This is a genomic window from Coprobacter fastidiosus (genome assembly GCF_030296935.1).
GTDB lineage: Bacteria > Bacteroidota > Bacteroidia > Bacteroidales > Coprobacteraceae > Coprobacter > Coprobacter fastidiosus.
Genome location: NZ_AP028032.1, coordinates 361,054 through 378,420, shown reverse-complemented (window position 1 = coordinate 378,420; position 17,367 = coordinate 361,054). Strand labels below are relative to the sequence as shown.

The following is a 17,367-nucleotide window of genomic DNA, read 5'->3' as shown; positions in this document are numbered from 1 at the left end:
AAGCGTATTATGGAGAAAAAAATAAAAGTCGGACTTATTCAACAGTCCAACACAAATGACATACATGCAAATATGCAACAGTTAAAGGCCAATATAGAAGATTGTGCTTCAAAAGGAGCTCAACTCGTTGTATTACAAGAATTGCATAACAGCCTTTATTTTTGTCAAACAGAAGATACTCGATTATTCGACCTTGCCGAAAGCATTCCTGGCCCATCTACCCGTTTTTTCGGAGATATAGCACGATCACTTGAAATCGTACTGGTCACATCTTTATTTGAAAAAAGGGCTCCTGGATTATATCACAATACGGCAGTCGTATTCGACACAGACGGGAATATTGCCGGAAAATACAGAAAAATGCATATTCCCGACGACCCGGCATATTATGAAAAATTCTATTTCACTCCGGGAGATCTCGGTTTTGAGCCGATACAGACATCAATAGGAAATCTCGGAGTATTGGTTTGCTGGGATCAATGGTATCCAGAAGCTGCCCGCCTTATGGCGTTAAAAGGAGCAGATATTCTTATCTATCCGACTGCAATCGGTTGGGAAAGCAGTGATACTGAAGATGAAAAAAATCGACAGCGAGATGCATGGATCATATCGCAGCGAGGACATGCGGTAGCCAATGGACTACCCGTAGTTTCTGTAAATCGTACAGGCTATGAGCCAGATCCATCAGGTCAAACCGGAGGTATCCGGTTCTGGGGAAGCAGTTTCGTCGCCGGACCACAAGGTGAGTTCTTAGCTCAGGCATCCGACAGTCAAGAAGAAAATCTCATTATCGAAATAGACCTGAACCGATCAGAAAACGTTCGCCGCTGGTGGCCTTTCTTAAGAGATCGAAGAATCGATGAGTATGGAAACATAATTAAACGTTTTATCGATTAATACGAATTTTATCTTTCTCATCAGATATCATGCCCTGCCGATGTCATAATGGTTTTGGTTTCGACAGGGTATTTTATGATTTATAAAAATACCGCTTGGTACGCACCAATCGAATTATATCCTCCTCTTTCTCATCATACGCGCCATTATACAACAAACTTTAATCGAAGATATTTGTTTAAAATAAAGATTTTTCACCGGATAAACATAGATTCATGAAACATCCTCGATTAAGTTTGCCTCAGATATGGAACATGAGTTTCGGATTTTTAGGAATACAATTCGGATTTGCTTTACAAAATGCAAATGCGAGTCGTATTTTACAAACATTCGGGGCTAATGTAGAACATCTTTCTTGGTTTTGGTTAGCAGCCCCGCTGACCGGAATGATTATACAACCGATTATAGGTTATTATTCTGATCGTACGTGGACTCGATTAGGGAGAAGAAAACCTTACTTTTTAGCCGGAGCAATCCTAACATCTGTAGCTCTTGTTTTCATGCCAAATTCAGGATCTTTATCCGGTCTCATTCCTCCGATGTTTATCGGTGCGGGTATGCTAATGATTATGGATGCTTCTATCAACGTAGCGATGGAACCGTTCAGGGCTTTAGTGGCAGATCTACTGCCTTCTGAACAACGTACACTCGGATTCTCAATTCAGACATTTTTAATAGGTGTCGGAGCTGTCGTTGCGTCATGGTTTCCTTATATTCTTGCAAACTGGTTAGGAATATCAGGAACAGCAGAGGCCGGAAAAGTACCAGATAATGTAATTTTCTCATTTTACATAGGTGCTGCCGTACTGTTAGGAACTGTTCTATGGACAATTTTCCATACACAGGAATATCCTCCGGAAATTCATACCCGATTTAATCATGAAAATACAACGGAAACTGCTGAAAAGAAAGGATTTTTCAATATATTTCAAGACATTATACACATGCCTAAAACAATGGCTCAATTGGGCATAGTACAATTTTTTTCTTGGTTCGGGTTATTTTCTATGTGGGTATATACAACTCCGGCTGTCGCCGACCGCTTTTTTGGAACGACAGACCCGTCAAGTAACGCTTTTCAAGAGGCAGGCAACTGGGTCGGAGTGCTTTTCGGTATTTATAATGCGGTAGCAATGGTTTTTGCATTATTTCTTCCCGTAATAGCAAAATATATAGGAAGACGCGGAACTCACGCTTTGGCTTTGGTATGTGGAGGGTTGGGGCTTTTGTCTTTCGAAATATTTACCGATGCACACATGCTTGTCTGGTCAATGATCGGTATCGGTATTGCTTGGTCCAGTATTTTGGCTATGCCTTATGCTATATTGGCCGGAGCCATCCCGGCCTCCAAAATGGGAGTGTATATGGGTATTTTCAATTTCTTCATTACAATTCCTCAAATTATAAACGGGATTTTCAATGGCTTTATCGTCGAACATATTTATAACAGAGAAGCCATATATGCCCTATCGACAGCCGGAATATTTTTACTGATAGCAGCATTGTCTGTTTTTTTCGTAAAAGACAAATCATAAATATCTAAGAATTTACCTGAATTTTCCAATAAGAAAATATTGTCAGATCATTTTACGATTTTACGAAAAACAGTTTTCTCTTTTCTTGAAAAGATACATTTTTATAACTTTGTAACCGAAAAATAAATAAAGAGAAAATAATATGTCAACTATTACAGAAATCAGTAGAAATATCCATTATGTAGGAGTAAATGACCGTACAAAACATTTATTCGAAGGATTATGGCCATTGCCTCTCGGGGTTTCTTATAACTCATACTTGATCGTTGATAAAAGTGTTGTTCTGATCGACACCGTAGATCATTGTTATACTGATCTGTTTTTTGAAAAAATAAAAAACATCTTGGGAGAACGTCCTATAGACTATTTGGTTGTAAATCATATGGAGCCGGATCATTCGGCTTCAATAAACGATCTTTGTCGTGTATATCCGGATATTAAAATTATCGGGAACAGCAAGACAATCGGAATGATTGAAGGATTTTACGGGATTTTCGACAAATTCCACGAAGTAAAAGACGGTGACCGGTTACCTTTAGGTGAAAAAGTACTTACTTTTTACATGACTCCCATGGTACACTGGCCTGAAACCATGATGACTTATTGTGAAGATGATAAAATTCTTTTTTCCGGAGATGCATTCGGATGTTTCGGAACATTGGACGGCGGAATCATAGACTATCAAATGAATACCGAAAAATATTGGGATGAAATGTTCCGGTATTATTCCAATATAGTAGGTAAATACGGAGCTCCAGTACAAAAAGCTCTTGCAAAACTTTCAGGAATAGACATACAGATAATCTGTTCTACTCACGGTCCGATATGGAAAGAAGAAATACAGAAAGTCATAAGTATATATAATAAACTAAGCTTATATGAAGGAGAAGAGGGTGTTGTAATCGCATACGGAAGCATGTACGGTAATACCGAAAAAATGGCAGAAGTTATCGCCAGAGAATTAGCTGCTCAAGGTATTAAAAATATCGTTATGCACAATGTGTCAAAATCGGATATGTCATATATCTTACGTGATATATTTAAATATAAAGGACTAATTATCGGAAGTCCGACATATACCAATGAGTTATTTCCCAATATCGAATCATTGGTTTCAAAATTGGAAAGTCGGGATATGAAAAATCGAGTATTCGGATATTTCGGTTCATTCTCATGGGCCGGAGCTGCAGTGAAACGACTCTCTTCTTTTGCAGAGAGAATGAAATGGGACGTAACCGAAAATCCGGTAGAAATGAAACAAGGTATTACGTCTGAAAAGATAGCCCAATGTCAAGAATTGGCAAAAGCCATAGCAACGAAATTGAAACAATAAATCTTTTAACCTAATAAAGAAAACCGTTGTTCTAAACTCAAAGAATAACGGTTTTCTTTTTACTTAACCCAATCATTAAACTTTAAATAAACTCTATTTCCCAAAATACGGCACGAATATATAAAACGACAACAATATCAGAATCCGAACCTCAATCCTATTTGTAAATTGATATTAAAAGGTTTCTCTTTTCGAATTGTCGAGACATCTGTTCCGTCATCAAAATAATATATCGCCCCCGGCTCAGCATAAATTCCGAAATGATCGGTTATATTAAATTGAGCACCAAACGACGCAAGAACAGACCACTGCAGTTTTTTCACATCCAAATGGTCATCTCCAATAAAAGATAAGTCATTTTGCATTTCATAATGAGTTTTCAATTGAGATTTGACACACTTTTCCACTGCTCCTCCGGCAGATAAATACAAAGAAACTCGCCTCTTTTTTACAAAATACCAACCAGCCTTTAAAGGTATACCTAAATAATGAAGTCTCTGTTCCTGAGAATAGTATATATCATTTCCGGCCTTTAAATCTGAAGATAATAAAGTATATGTCAGCCCGGTCTCTATAGAAAAACTATTTGAAAGATCTTTACGCAATGAAATACCAAACGTAACAGGGAAATGGTGTTTAATATCAGTTGTAGTCTCCAAATTAATATTTTTCAGCATAATCTGTTGATAGGCTGCCGTAATTTTCTGGTCTTCGGACGTCTCGTTCTCTCCAGTCTGTAACATATTCATACTCCGAGGCATTATTCCTGAACGATCAAGATTACTAAACCCATAATGATTCTCTGCAGAAGCAATCATATTATTCCCGACCGAAACGCCTATTGACCAACCTTTGCTTTTCTTAGGCAACTGTCTAATTTCAAAATCTTTGCCAACAGAAGAGCCATTCATAAAATGTTCTTTTTTTTCTTGTAATGTATTTTTTTTTTCTGACAGGTCTTCAACTTTCTCTTGTGAAGGGGCTTGAATCGTATCGATCAATTGTGCAACAGCTATATTTTCTTCCCCCAAAACATTGTTTCCCGTTTTCTTTTCTACTGTCCTAACATAAATCGGAGCATGTGTGATTATTTTATTACTATCGGTTACAATTGTTTTCCGAAAAGGCTTATCGACCTTATGATGTTCGAAAATACGAGAAGGAGCATCTGCTGTAATGATTCCGTCATTATCAGAAGTATAAGTAAGAAAATACAAACCGACCGATATAAATAGCAAAATAACTGCCGCCACAGCAATTCTGGGGAAACGATGCCGTTGCCTACTATTAAAAGACAATTCCTCGTCTAATCTTTCCCAAACGTCAGAAGGCGGCAATTCAACATATCCTTCCATCCGTTTGCGGAATCTTATAGTCCACTTATCATCTTTTTGTTTCATACGCTCGCTTTCGTTAAATACATTTTTATTCTCTTCGCCAATATAGCTCTAGCCCGGAAAAGCTGTGAAGAGGAGCTTTTTTCATTGATTCCCAATAAAGCAGCTATTTCTTTATGAGATTTTTCTTCGAAAGTATATAAATTGAACACCGTCCGATATCCGGACGGCAATTCCGATACAAATTTCATCAGTACAGTCTGAGGAATCTTCTCCAAATCCTCATCTTCGCTCTCTGGATCAATAATATCCGGGACTTCATTTAAAGTCAATACACGATTCATCTCCCCATCCTTACGGATATACTCTAATGCCGTATTGACCATTATACGACTCAGCCAAGCTTTTAAAGAACCTTCTCCTCTATAATCGAACTTGTCGAAAGATGTAAATATCCGGAGGAAACCATCATGCAAAATGTCTTCAGCAGCCTCCCTATTTCCGGAATAACGAATACAAAGAGCAAACAAAACACCTGCATACAACTCATACAATTGTTTTTGTGCAGATTTATCTTTTTGCTTACAATGCTCAACCAGTTCTTCCTCCCTCATTCTTGTTTTTAAATCACACTTTAATTTATAAATGCAGAAAATGTAAAAATACTGCACCGGATAAAAGAGAAAATATCTTTTTAACTCTTTAACATTTTTCGATGCAGTATTTCCTCCAAATTACCATTTACATTACAAAAGAGATAAACTGAATAAAAAACAATAAATTAAAAAAGGAATGACTTATGAAAAAAAAATCGATTTTTCTGACAGGTTTAATAATGCTGCTCTCATCGGTTATTCTGCAATCTTGTAAAGATGATGACGATGATGTCTATTACTACAACTCGTATGCATATGCTATCGGAGACATGGTTGTAAAAGAAGGTGAATCTCCCTATCTGCAATTGGACAGTAAAAAGACCATGTTACCCTCCAATACTTCGATACCCTCTTTTTTCTTAGAAGACGGGCGACGCGTAATCATCAATTTTTCTCTATTACAAGAAAATTATATGGGATATGATTATTATGTCGCTATTAACGATATAGACACTGTTCTGGTTAAAAATATCATCCCCATTACACCAGAAACCGCCGACAGTATCGGCAACGATCCTGTAAATATCATCGACATGTGGACGAGCGATGAATACTTAACCATACAATTTGAAATGCAAGGTGCAGGAGAGAAAAAACACATGGTAAACGTTGTGCGAGATTTTTCTCTTTCGAACAATCCCGACAAAGATAATTACATGCAACTGGAATTCCGTCATGACATGGAAGACGATCCGAAAATAGACAGAAGATTGTGGGGGGTTGCCTCGTTCAGGCTGAAAGATTTAGCTCCTCAGGAAAGCAACTTGTCGGGCCTAAAAATAAAAGTCAATACATTCGGAGGAGAGAAAACGTACAATCTCAAATATGACAAAGAGAAAAGTCTGAATACAAACTCAGAGAAAATTCAAGAAAACAGCTCATTCATACATATCAAGTAGAATCTTTAACCTTAACTATGGGAAAAGCCGGTTATTTTGATTAACAACCGGCTTTTCTTTTATAAATTCTAAAAAACCACCTAAATCAACAATAGTTGATAGTCTGCAACATCCAGCCACCGGCCGAATTTCAACCCCACCTGCTCAAAAAAAGAAACCTGCTTAAACCCAAGTTTCAAATGTAAAGAATCACTAACTTCATTACCCGATGTAATACAGGCAATCAACGCATGATAGCCACTTTTCCGACATTCTTCAATCAATTTTCGCATCAGTGCCTTCCCGATACCTTTTCCCACATAATCGGGAGATACATAAACTGTAGTTTCAAGCGTATATTTATATGCAGCCCGTTGTTTCCACGGATGAGCATAACAATATCCCACGACTCTATCGTCTATCTCATAAACCCAATAAGGAAAATTCTTAAAAATTTCGATTATACGAGAACGCATTTCTCCCTCTTTTAAAGATTTTGTCTCAAAAGTAGCTACACTATGTATGACATATTCATTATAAATATCTGCAATAGTCTTACTGTCCCGAAGTTCTACCCGTCTAATCATAACTATTATAAATCATTTAGTACAAATACATTTTACAATTCTTTGATAAGAGTAATAAATATATCAATTCTTTAAAAAGTATACCGTAAATAATAGATTAAATTGTCATAAATAGATTTCGTGTTGCACATTTGACATTATTCATAAATATCCCTATATTTGTAAAAATGTTAAGTCTGTTTAAACCTTACACAGTTAATAAAATATATAGCGTACGCGCCATACAGAAAAAAGGAAACAGGCAGAAATATGATAATAGGTAAATCATAAATTCAACAAGATTCGGTCACAAAAATATTAATTATTAAAATTTAGTATCATGATTAAGAAGATTTTGAGTATAGTATTAGTGTTCTCAATGTTGAATTTGAACTTTTTGGCAGCAACACCTCTCGAGAGAGGGACTATGTTTATAGTAAGACTGCTTTCTACTGTAAAAAGCAATTCAAAAGAAACTATTTCAGCAATAGTGGATAATGATGTGAAAGGAAAGAACGGTGAAATTTTAATAAAAAGAGGAACACCTGTCCAGACTTCCATAAAACAAGAAAAAGCAAGAGGCTGTGGTCGTGGAGGATTCGTAGAATTAAAATACATATCTACGACTTCTGTCGATGGACAAACAATATTACTAAATGGAAGTTCAAGTGAAACCGGAAAAAATAAAAAAGGTTTAGCAATCGGCTTAGGAGTAGGCTTAAACTTTACATTTTTACCTATAATCGGACTTGCTTTTTTATCTATAAAAGGAGAATCTGCAACTATCGAAGCCGGAACAATTTCTAATGTATTCGTCATGAATGATTATAACATTGAAAATTAGTATTAAGATATAAGTAAATAATTATTTTAAAATTCATAGATAACAAAAAGGCTTACGGTATGTAAGCCTCTTATTGTCTAAATTTTCAATTACCAAAAATCTAACAACCATCGAATCTTTCATGCCTCTAAAAACTTAAACAATACTATCATCTCTCTATTCCAAATTTTCCAAACACAAAATTTAGTCAAACTCCGATTCGAAAATACCGACAAAATATTTATCTTCGTAAAAGAAAGTAAACCTTTGGCTCACATTTTTGATTTGCCTATTTTGTACCGATTTATACGCCAAGCATAAAGTCTATGACATGACCCAATTCGGAATCTTTCCAGACACTCAAACTGAAACGTCGTCTCTCATGCAAAATCTGTTAACAGATTAATTTTATAAGAATAATAAAATCCTGAAAAATACAGAATACGAACCTTATCATTGGAATAAGAAAGCTATTTTACTCGAACGTGTAACCAACACTACGATAAAAGAATAAATCAAAAGAATGGGATATAAAAGAGTAGAGTGTTTAAAAGCATTAAACACTCTACTAAAAACGAATACAAAGTCTGTTTGCAAATTAAAAAATATCATTTCGTACTTTATTCAGCAATCGATTTCCGAAGTTTCGAATTTAACTCATCGGTTTTCTGCTGAAGTTTTTCTTGAGCTTCAGTCAAATTATCAATCGCTTTATTTACAGATTTCTCGATTCTACGTGAAGCTTTCGATATATTTCTATCAATAGACCGACGTCCTTCACGAACTTTTCTTTTCAAATTACACCGGGCATTCTGATTACAAGATAAATACAACGTCACTCCTACCGTTGCAGCTACAGCTGCTAATAAAACAATCTTTTTCATCTTCTCTACGATTTTAGTTTCAAACTCTTTATATAAAGAAACAAACCAAGAACTCATTACGTTTAATACTTTTCGGTAATATATCCTAAAATCACAAAATAAAACGATGAAAAAATTTTGTTTTTACAAGTAAGAGCCTGTTTAAATTTTGTTCGTGCCAAATTTTTGAGGATTCCTTTCTAAGGATGTTTTTCCTTCCTCGAGAAGGACCATAATAGCAAAAAGTACGGATAAAAAAATGGTTGTCATCCCGACAACCAATCTTCTATTAACCTTAAATTTAATACCATGAAAAAATATGATACAAATGTAAAAGTATTTCTATACTTAGACAAGGGGAAAGGGTTATATTTAAAGTTATTTTTACATACACATTCTTTATTAACAAATAATAATCCATATCATATCTAAATATATTGTCTGAAAGATTCATTAACTCTTTTTTTAGATAAAATTATCCGCCGCGTCTTTATTTTATCGAACAAACCTCCTGACTTCCCCGTTTATAGAAAAATAGAAATCTATAACGAAAAAGGTATATGTTCAGGTATTTTATATCATGTAGTATATTACTTCTCATCTCATCACCGATCCTCTTCGGACAAAATCAAGAGATAAGTCTCAGCTTTGAAGAGTCTATACAACTACTTGACAAAGGTAATCAGAGCCTTCAAATCGCAGATAAAGAAATTGAATGGGCAAGAAGCGAACACCAGCGTCTGAATGCTTTCTGGTATCCGGCAATCAATGCAACAGGGGCATACGTACACATGGCAAATAAAATAGAAGTGAAAGAATCACTGAACCAATTTACCGATCCGGCAAAAGATTTTATTCATTCTATTATTCCGGATGACCAGATTATATCTTCTATCTTAGACAAAATAGGAAGTTATTCTCTCAGTTTTCCCCTTGCTCCACAAGATCTGACAACTATCGACGCCAATATTACATGGCCTATCTTTACCGGTGGAAAACGTATTTATGCTGGAAAAATAGGAAAAGCAATGGTTTCTATCGCTGAAGTGAATAAAGAACAGATCAGCGCTAATACTCGTATAGCTCTTGTCGAAAGTTATTTCGGAGTACGATTAGGACAAAAAGTCGTCGAGGTAAGAGAGCAGACATTTCAATCTTTGAAAAAACATTATCAGAATGCATTAAAACTTGAAGCAAACGGAATGATAAATAAAGCTGAGAGATTGTTTGTACAAGTAAATATGGATGAAGCTAAACGAGAATTAGAATCTGCAAAGAAAGATTTAGATGTCGCCCAAAACGCACTAAAGACATTGATCAAAATGGAAACGGATGGTAATATTCGTCCTATCTCTCCCCTTTTCATCAATGATTCTCTACCGACAATTCTCTATTTCAAAAGTTTGATAGAAAGTAATAACTATCTTATAAACCAAATGCGACTACAAGAAAACATCGCTAACAATGAATTGAAAATCGGACGTACGGGTTACATTCCAAATATCGCCTTATTCGGTAAACAAACTCTATATGCACACGGTATCGAAAAGAACCTACTTCCCCGCAGCATGATCGGCGTAGGATTTTCATGGAACATTTTCGATGGACTGGATAGAGAGAAAAAAATTAGACAAGCCAAAATCACCAAACAAACATTGGCATTGGGAAAGGATAAAGCTATTGATGACTTAAATGTAGTTCTGGAAAAATTTTACAGCCAGATACAAAATGCGTTGAATAATGTTTCGGCTCTAAACACGACTATAGAAATGAGTAAGGAATTAGTTCGCATACGTAAAAAATCTTTTACAGAAGGTATGGCTACCTCAACAGAAGTAATAGATGCCGAAGTAATGTTGTCAAAAGTACAAATAGCCTCTTTACTTGCTTATTATCAATATGATGTTGCCTTGATAAATCTATTATCGGCATGTGGTATTCCCGACACATTCCATCAATACTGCAAAGAGGGGATAAACGAACCTTTTCTATGACCTATTATATTAATTATACATAACTATGGACAGAACAAAAAAATATCTGATAACGGCTTTCATATCTGTTTTAATAATCGTCGCTCTCATCTCTTTCTTAGGAATGATATTACTCGGGAATAAACCGACAATTCTGCAAGGACAAATAGAGGCTACCGAAATACGTATATCCGGGAAATTACCGGGACGGATCGATACATTCTTAGTCAAAGAAGGTCAAAACGTCTCTGCCGGTGATACTTTGGTAATTATCAATAGCCCTGAAGCTCGAGCAAAATATGAACAGGTAAATGCATTGGAAAACGTCGCGAAATATCAGAACCAAAAAATTGATGAAGGTACTCGCAGCCAAATTATCGAAACGATGTTCCAAATATGGAGCAAGGCTAAATCGGATCTGCAATTGGCAAAAACGACTTACGACCGTATTCTGACATTATATAAAGACAGTGTCGTAACTTCACAAAGAAAAGATGAAGTCGAGGCGATCTATAAGGCTGCGATAGCTAATGAAAAAGCTGCATACCAGCAATATTTGATGGCTTTGGACGGGGCTCAAAAACAAGATAAAGAAAGTGCCCGGTCATTGGTCAACGCAGCAAAAGGAACAGTCAATGAAGTCGAGGCTCTATTGCAGGATGCCAAACTTACAGCTCCCGAATCGGGACAAATAGCCTCTATCTATCCCAAACGTGGTGAATTAGTCGGTGCAGGTACGCCTATCATGAGTCTTGTAGTACTGGATGACGCCCATGTTGTACTGAATGTAAGAGAAGATTTCCTTCCTTACTTCAAGATAGGAAAAACATTCAAAGGCAATGTTCCCGCTTTGAATAAGAAAGAAATAATATTTAAAACAAATTATATCAGTCCCTTGGGTAGTTATGCAACATGGAGATCTACTAAGCAGACCGGAAGTTATGATCTGAGAACCTTCGAATTGCATGCCCTGCCCACTTCTCCGGTCGAGGATTTGCGCCCAGGTATGTCGGTATTGGTAAACCTTAATGAACAATAGAATGAGTACCCGTTCTGAAAAAGGATCTTTTTTCTCTGTATTCGAAAGGGAAATAGCACGTATGACATCTCGGAGATTATATTTCGGAGTATGTATCGTATTGCCTCTATTTTGCGTCTTTTTTATGGCAACGATATTCGGATCGGGACAAATGGAAAACCTCCCTATCGGAATCGTCGATTTGGATCAAACAGCGACTTCAAGAAACATTTCCAGAACAATCGAAACAGTACCAACCTTTAACGTAATCGCTCATTACACTGACGATATTTCTGCACGGACAGCAACTCAACAAAAAAAAATTTACGGATATTTAGTTATTCCTGAAAATTTTGAAGAGAATGTTCTTTCGGGTAAAACCACAACACTCTCCTATTACTACCACTATGCTCTGTTAAGCGTAGGTAGTGAAATACAAGGAGCTTTTGAAACCGTACTGCAACCGTTAGCTATAACGCCCATTATAAATGAAGCAACAGCGTTAGGAATCAGTGAAAATCAAATCGAAGACTTTCTTGTTCCAGTCAATGAACAAGGCCACCCTCTTTACAATCCCGATCTGGATTATTCGGTATATCTAAGTAATCCCTTTTTCTTTATTCTATTTCAAGTTATCATTCTGTTAGTAACCGTATATACAATAGGAAGCGAGATTAAATTCCGTACGGCAGACGAATGGTTAAAATGCGCCGATATGAATATATTTACAGCCATAACCGGGAAATTATTACCCTACACCATCCTGTTTATCATTATAGGAATATTTTCTAATTATATCATGTTCGGTGTTATGCAAATTCCTTTTTCTTGCGGATTCACCCCCTTGAATCTAACAACAATATTATTTGTCATAGCTACTCAAGCTTTAGCTGTATTTTTATTCTCCCTATTCCCGGCAATCAGTATTATCATCAGTATCGTATCTATGGTCGGATCATTAGGTGCAACTCTGTCGGGCGTGACATTCCCTGCTCCATTTATGTTTCCGGCAGTATATTACGCTTCATTTTTATTCCCCGTCCGCCATTTTGTAGAGATCAATCAAAACTTGTTGTACGGAGACTATGGATTTGCCTATACATGGCAGAACATAAGCGCTCTATTTTTATTCATCTTGCCGGCTATCCTTATATTACCGCATCTGAAAAAAGCTATATTAAGTCATAAATATGAGAATATCAAATAAAATATCATCTTGGTTTAAAGACATCGCAACAATAATAATGCGAGAATTCAAAACAATCGGCACAAGCTATGCCATATTACTCGTGCTGATGGGAGGAATTTTCGTATATGGGCTTCTCTATAATTATATGTATGAACCGAATTTGATCAGAGATGCTCCTATTGCAGTCGTAGATCAATCTCATAGCGCTTTGAGTCGAGAATACACCCGTCTGATCGATGCCGCACCTCAAGTAAAAGTATATTGTAACGGAGACGATTTTCCAGAAGCTAAAGAGCTAATGAAAAAGAATGAGGTTATCGGCATTATATACATTCCCGAAGATTTCGAAACAAGAGTAAATCGTGGAGATGAATCGATATTCGTCATGTATGGAACAACCAACGCATTTCTCTATTATCTGGCGATGCAAGAATCTTCGGCAGGAGCTATGCTGGAATTAAATAAAAAATATCGCCCTGAAATGCTTGTCTTTCTACCTCAACAAGACACTCAACAAATAACACAATCCAAAGCAATAACTGTCGTAGGAACAGCCCTGTATAACCACACAGAGGGATACGGGAGTTATTTAATTCCGGCAGTTCTGATGGTTATAATCTTTCAGACCTTATTAATGGTAATCGGAATGATCAGCGGTGATGAAAAAGACTCCGGATCTATTTCGCAACTTCCGGGCAAAGGATTTTCTTTTGGCAGAATGTCCGGAATTATCATTAGTAAAACTTTTGTCTATTGTTTCCTATATGCCTTTTTCTCCCTGTTTTTATTAGGATTAATGCCCGTAGTATTCAGTTTACCGAATATAGGGAATAAATATGAAATAGTTATGTTGATGATTCCGTATCTGCTTGCCACCAGCTTTTTCGGATTAGCAGCTTCGGTATTTTACACCGATTCGGAGACTCCGTTGTTAATGATCGCATTTTTTTCGGTCGGGCTCATCTTCTTGTCCGGAGTATCCTACCCGTTAGAACTCATGCCATGGTACTGGAAAGCATCTCATTTTATTTTCCCGGCAGCTCCGGGCACATTAGCTTTTGTAAAAATAAATTCAATGGGTGCAACCATTGCCGACATACGACAAGAATATATCACTTTATGGATACAATGTGCCGTATATTTCATTTTGGCCTGTTTAGCTTATAGGCACAATATAATGACATCTGCAAAAAGAACAGGAAAAAATCATAATATCCGACCAATAAATATACTAAAATAAAAACAGACCGGAAGAAACACTAAGGCAATCTTAAAATTTCCTTATTGGAAATTTTAAAACCGGCTCTTATTTCTTATCTTTTTATCAGTATTACCTGCATCTATATTTATTTCAATAAAGGCAAACGGTTTAACATGTCTTTAATTCTGATCGCTGTACGAGGCATAGGTTCGGCAATGGTCAGACCGACAATTTCTTTTTCTACAGCAATATCATTTATTACACGAATAACCTCCTCCATTTTCATTCCCTCCGGGTCTGTCCCTACTGCCGCAACAATTTCCGAAGGATCAAGAACATCCATATCAAAATGAATCAATACTTTAGATGCGCCACAAGTTTTCAGCCAACACTTGACCGCATCGCTATTCTGAGCCACATCTTTTGGAGCAAGATGAGGAATTCCATATTGTTTTTGCCGAACAATAATCTCTTTGCGCTCCCAATTACGTAATCCGACAAACAATATTTTCGATGATGCAATCCGGGAAGGAAGTTCTGCAATAATCTCTTTATCTCCGTATCCCATACATGCCGTAACCGCCATTGCATGATATCCCGAATAAACATCACCGGGCAATGTAATGTCAGGATGTGCATCTATCCAAATAACGGCTACATCATTATCGTATTTTTCAGCAAGATAGGTAAACGGCACAACGCTAACCGAACATTCACCTCCAAGCGTTACTATTTTATCGGGATTGCTAACTCGCAACATACTTAATGCAGCCCTTGTTTGACGTATTATGATATCTTTATCAAGAATTCCATCCTTCTCTTTACGCTCAACAACCTCAGTCGATACGGGAACGACCAACTTCTCCTGTCCATTATCCGGTGCAAGAAAATCAAGCAATCGAGCTCCTAAAAAATATCCTCGTGAAGCATCTGCCGGATTCTTTATTTCTGAAATCCATTTGGCAACATTTCCTCCTTGCCACTGCGGATAAATCAGACGAATTACAGATCCCTTTTTTTCCATACCTTATTGTTAAAACCATTTTTCACGAAACTTCCAAACCTGGCCCGAGTAAAATTGAGACAAGCTTTTAGCTATGATGCAAAATTAAACATTCTCAATAACATGAAAAATTTTTACTAAATAATTACATCTCGATAAACATACAAAAAATATATAAAGATCAAGTTAAATAAGCGTGACACTACTCGGAAGAGAGATAGAAAAAATTATCCAACAATATTATTTAAATAACTGAATGAGTCCACTGCCTACATCAACACTAAGTTTATTTCCTTTGTATCGAAAATAAGGTGCAATTATAGGTACTGTTTGTTCGTTGCGCAACCGGAAATCACAACAACGCTTAACTCCAATATCCATTCCCCAATTAGGATGCATATCATAAGTAACAAAACCTCCATAATTAATAGTTCTGAAAGAAGAAGAAAATATAAGCGAGTACGAAGCAAATGTATTTAAATTAACTTTCTCATTAACAGAGTAAGATAAACTACCAAACAACCCGAACAACAAACTTTCATATCTCGGTATATGCCATTTTAGTGCATATGTAAAGATATTTAAAGAACAACGGTTCATAGAATACAATCCAATACCGGCATAATTCATTTGTCCTAAACCGATAAAGTTAATTTGTTTACCCATACCATAAAAACGGCCATACGGATAGCGCTTTATGACACCTGACACGCTGTATTCTCCTTTATGTAAAAAAGACTTATTGGCATAGAACTCCGAACAATAAGAATATCCGTTATTAAATGCAAATTTATTCGAACGAGAGATTCCAAAAAGAAGAGTATCAGCCTTTACATTCATACCCTTTTCAAATATAACACGATCATTACTTAAGCAAAAATTACCTTTTTGAATAACCATTACCGAATCATGCACTCTGACCTCTTGGCAATAAGAACAAACATTGCTACCCCCCAAGAAAAAAGCCATAATCAAACATATAAATATTTTCCAATGCATAAAGAATATATCCATTCAAATTAAACTTCCCGAATCCATATCCTCAGATAGATCTAAATTTTCACTAAAAAATAGGCAATTATACCTAATGACAACATCTGACTCTATTTTATTCAGTCATCTTTTAAATTGTCGATCCATTGCGTTCGGAGAATTCTACAACCACCCACGACTCCTATACCATTTATAACATTTGTATAAGTAGCCCGTATGGGAGCTAACTCAGAATGCCCCAGTCCATTATTTTTCTGTTCATTTAGCGATTTCAAAAATTTATAAAACTCTTCAGAAAGGCTATATAAAATAACCCGATATTTCGTTTTACAAACAATATGTTCATATCCGTCGGGAGTAATGAAATCATCCTCATAGTCTGCCATATAATAGGTATTTAACCTAAATGTATAGCTTTTACCCTGAATTTTAGTATCATCCCAATAATATAGATTTTGATAAAAATCATTCTCATTCATCAGTATATCATCCAATCCCGAAGAGTTATTCAATAAAGGCTCATCATCCAAATCAAACACTATCGGGCTAATCGATTCTGAATAATTTCCATTACTCCAATACATCTGTTTATACTCAATTCTCATAGCGTAATAATCTTTTGTGCTTGCATCGTCATCGAAATGTATCTGAAACTGAAGTTTATCCATATCAGTTTCTTTTCTAATCAAATCGACCGACTTTAAAGGAAATGGTTTCGGAATAATCGTTGCAGCAGAGACAGTCTTCATACCGTCGGCAGATGCCGTTATATTTATTTTATCCCCATCTTTGTATTTCTTTACCACATAATAACTTTGAGCCGGAATACCCGGTATAGAATCATTCGTCCATGAAAAATGCATTGTCTCATCATTTACCGAAATAAGGACATTCGCAGCTTTCAATCCTTGACTAAGTTCTCCTTTCTGACTAACAGGAAGGCTGCGTGACAAATGTACAATAGTCGTATCGCCACTTCCCGGATAACAATATAGTACCAATTTAGGAGACTCTATAATATCATCCAACTTAAAGTGATATGTGCAAGATGAAAACAGAAATACACAAAAAAATAATATGACAAAATATAAATACCTCATGC

At 36.2% G+C, this 17,367-nt stretch carries 16 protein-coding genes; 9 read left to right on the top strand and 7 right to left on the bottom strand.

Annotated elements, in window-relative coordinates; genetic code table 11:
• The first annotated feature begins 9 nt into the window (after positions 1-9).
• From QUE35_RS01440 to QUE35_RS01430, 3 genes are all read left to right on the top strand, one after another.
• Positions 10-897: a carbon-nitrogen hydrolase gene (locus tag QUE35_RS01440; RefSeq protein ID WP_022599363.1), complete on the top strand. Its 888-nt coding sequence runs from the start codon at positions 10-12 to the stop codon at positions 895-897.
• A 215-nt stretch (positions 898-1,112) separates the two neighbouring features.
• Complete coding sequence (locus tag QUE35_RS01435) at positions 1,113-2,432, top strand: MFS transporter (RefSeq protein WP_022599365.1); 1,320 nt, start codon at positions 1,113-1,115, stop codon at positions 2,430-2,432.
• A gap of 142 nt (positions 2,433-2,574) precedes the next feature.
• Complete coding sequence (locus QUE35_RS01430) at positions 2,575-3,765, top strand: FprA family A-type flavoprotein (protein ID WP_022599368.1); 1,191 nt, start codon at positions 2,575-2,577, stop codon at positions 3,763-3,765.
• 137 nt (positions 3,766-3,902) lie between these two features.
• Here QUE35_RS01430 and QUE35_RS01425 read toward each other — a convergent pair whose 3' ends face one another.
• Positions 3,903-5,165: a porin family protein gene (locus tag QUE35_RS01425; protein ID WP_022599370.1), complete on the bottom strand. Its 1,263-nt coding sequence runs from the start codon at positions 5,163-5,165 to the stop codon at positions 3,903-3,905.
• Complete coding sequence (locus QUE35_RS01420) at positions 5,162-5,716, bottom strand: RNA polymerase sigma factor (protein ID WP_022599372.1); 555 nt, start codon at positions 5,714-5,716, stop codon at positions 5,162-5,164. Before QUE35_RS01420 ends, QUE35_RS01425 begins: the two co-directional genes overlap by 4 nt.
• A gap of 185 nt (positions 5,717-5,901) precedes the next feature.
• On the opposite strand from QUE35_RS01420, the gene QUE35_RS01415 reads away from it, so the two are divergent.
• Positions 5,902-6,657, top strand: coding sequence for a NigD1/NigD2 family lipoprotein (locus QUE35_RS01415; RefSeq protein WP_286261735.1), 756 nt, complete (start codon positions 5,902-5,904; stop codon positions 6,655-6,657).
• A gap of 80 nt (positions 6,658-6,737) precedes the next feature.
• On the opposite strand, the gene QUE35_RS01410 is transcribed toward QUE35_RS01415, so the two are convergent.
• Positions 6,738-7,223 (bottom strand): GNAT family N-acetyltransferase, encoded by a 486-nt coding sequence (locus tag QUE35_RS01410; protein WP_022599374.1) that lies wholly within the window; start codon positions 7,221-7,223, stop codon positions 6,738-6,740.
• Between the two features lie 319 nt (positions 7,224-7,542).
• On the opposite strand from QUE35_RS01410, the gene QUE35_RS01405 reads away from it, so the two are divergent.
• Positions 7,543-8,046: a hypothetical protein gene (locus QUE35_RS01405; RefSeq protein ID WP_147404855.1), complete on the top strand. Its 504-nt coding sequence runs from the start codon at positions 7,543-7,545 to the stop codon at positions 8,044-8,046.
• A 599-nt stretch (positions 8,047-8,645) separates the two neighbouring features.
• Here QUE35_RS01405 and QUE35_RS01400 read toward each other — a convergent pair.
• A complete protein-coding gene (locus QUE35_RS01400) occupies positions 8,646-8,909 on the bottom strand; it encodes a hypothetical protein (RefSeq protein WP_147404854.1) in 264 nt (87 codons plus the stop codon).
• Between the two features lie 539 nt (positions 8,910-9,448).
• On the opposite strand from QUE35_RS01400, the gene QUE35_RS01395 reads away from it, so the two are divergent.
• Genes QUE35_RS01395 through QUE35_RS01380 form a run of 4 tightly spaced genes read left to right on the top strand, consistent with a single transcriptional unit; the run spans position 9,449 to position 14,308 of the window.
• Positions 9,449-10,882: a TolC family protein gene (locus QUE35_RS01395; RefSeq protein ID WP_022599378.1), complete on the top strand. Its 1,434-nt coding sequence runs from the start codon at positions 9,449-9,451 to the stop codon at positions 10,880-10,882.
• 25 nt (positions 10,883-10,907) lie between these two features.
• Positions 10,908-11,900, top strand: coding sequence for an HlyD family secretion protein (locus QUE35_RS01390; RefSeq protein WP_022599379.1), 993 nt, complete (start codon positions 10,908-10,910; stop codon positions 11,898-11,900).
• A gap of 1 nt (position 11,901) precedes the next feature.
• Positions 11,902-13,086, top strand: coding sequence for an ABC transporter permease (locus QUE35_RS01385; RefSeq protein ID WP_022389727.1), 1,185 nt, complete (start codon positions 11,902-11,904; stop codon positions 13,084-13,086).
• Positions 13,070-14,308, top strand: a complete 1,239-nt coding sequence (locus QUE35_RS01380) for an ABC transporter permease (RefSeq protein ID WP_022599384.1) — start codon at positions 13,070-13,072, stop codon at positions 14,306-14,308. Before QUE35_RS01385 ends, QUE35_RS01380 begins: the two co-directional genes overlap by 17 nt.
• Positions 14,309-14,414: 106 nt before the next feature.
• On the opposite strand, the gene QUE35_RS01375 is transcribed toward QUE35_RS01380, so the two are convergent.
• From QUE35_RS01375 to QUE35_RS01365, 3 genes are all read right to left on the bottom strand, one after another.
• Positions 14,415-15,293: an arginase family protein gene (locus QUE35_RS01375; protein ID WP_022599386.1), complete on the bottom strand. Its 879-nt coding sequence runs from the start codon at positions 15,291-15,293 to the stop codon at positions 14,415-14,417.
• A 219-nt stretch (positions 15,294-15,512) separates the two neighbouring features.
• Positions 15,513-16,241 carry a hypothetical protein gene (locus tag QUE35_RS01370; RefSeq protein WP_244925439.1) on the bottom strand — a complete coding sequence of 243 codons (729 nt, stop codon included), beginning with the start codon at positions 16,239-16,241 and terminating at the stop codon, positions 15,513-15,515.
• Between the two features lie 143 nt (positions 16,242-16,384).
• On the bottom strand, positions 16,385-17,365 hold the full coding sequence (locus QUE35_RS01365; protein ID WP_022389731.1) for a DUF4249 domain-containing protein: 981 nt from the start codon (positions 17,363-17,365) through the stop codon (positions 16,385-16,387).
• Positions 17,366-17,367 lie beyond the last annotated feature (2 nt).

What these genes read in the sequence shown, in the direction of transcription:
- QUE35_RS01375 (WP_022599386.1), bottom strand. Translation starts at nt 15,293, where the DNA reads ATGGAAAAAAAGGGATCTGTAATTCGTCTGATTTATCCGCAGTGGCAA.
- QUE35_RS01410 (WP_022599374.1), bottom strand. Translation starts at nt 7,223, where the DNA reads ATGATTAGACGGGTAGAACTTCGGGACAGTAAGACTATTGCAGATATT.
- QUE35_RS01395 (WP_022599378.1), top strand. Translation starts at nt 9,449, where the DNA reads ATGTTCAGGTATTTTATATCATGTAGTATATTACTTCTCATCTCATCA.
- QUE35_RS01435 (WP_022599365.1), top strand. Translation starts at nt 1,113, where the DNA reads ATGAAACATCCTCGATTAAGTTTGCCTCAGATATGGAACATGAGTTTC.
- QUE35_RS01370 (WP_244925439.1), bottom strand. Translation starts at nt 16,241, where the DNA reads ATGGCTTTTTTCTTGGGGGGTAGCAATGTTTGTTCTTATTGCCAAGAG.
- QUE35_RS01425 (WP_022599370.1), bottom strand. Translation starts at nt 5,165, where the DNA reads ATGAAACAAAAAGATGATAAGTGGACTATAAGATTCCGCAAACGGATG.
- QUE35_RS01405 (WP_147404855.1), top strand. Translation starts at nt 7,543, where the DNA reads ATGATTAAGAAGATTTTGAGTATAGTATTAGTGTTCTCAATGTTGAAT.
- QUE35_RS01390 (WP_022599379.1), top strand. Translation starts at nt 10,908, where the DNA reads ATGGACAGAACAAAAAAATATCTGATAACGGCTTTCATATCTGTTTTA.
- QUE35_RS01380 (WP_022599384.1), top strand. Translation starts at nt 13,070, where the DNA reads ATGAGAATATCAAATAAAATATCATCTTGGTTTAAAGACATCGCAACA.
- QUE35_RS01430 (WP_022599368.1), top strand. Translation starts at nt 2,575, where the DNA reads ATGTCAACTATTACAGAAATCAGTAGAAATATCCATTATGTAGGAGTA.
- QUE35_RS01365 (WP_022389731.1), bottom strand. Translation starts at nt 17,365, where the DNA reads ATGAGGTATTTATATTTTGTCATATTATTTTTTTGTGTATTTCTGTTT.
- QUE35_RS01400 (WP_147404854.1), bottom strand. Translation starts at nt 8,909, where the DNA reads ATGAAAAAGATTGTTTTATTAGCAGCTGTAGCTGCAACGGTAGGAGTG.
- QUE35_RS01420 (WP_022599372.1), bottom strand. Translation starts at nt 5,716, where the DNA reads ATGAGGGAGGAAGAACTGGTTGAGCATTGTAAGCAAAAAGATAAATCT.
- QUE35_RS01385 (WP_022389727.1), top strand. Translation starts at nt 11,902, where the DNA reads ATGAGTACCCGTTCTGAAAAAGGATCTTTTTTCTCTGTATTCGAAAGG.
- QUE35_RS01415 (WP_286261735.1), top strand. Translation starts at nt 5,902, where the DNA reads ATGAAAAAAAAATCGATTTTTCTGACAGGTTTAATAATGCTGCTCTCA.
- QUE35_RS01440 (WP_022599363.1), top strand. Translation starts at nt 10, where the DNA reads ATGGAGAAAAAAATAAAAGTCGGACTTATTCAACAGTCCAACACAAAT.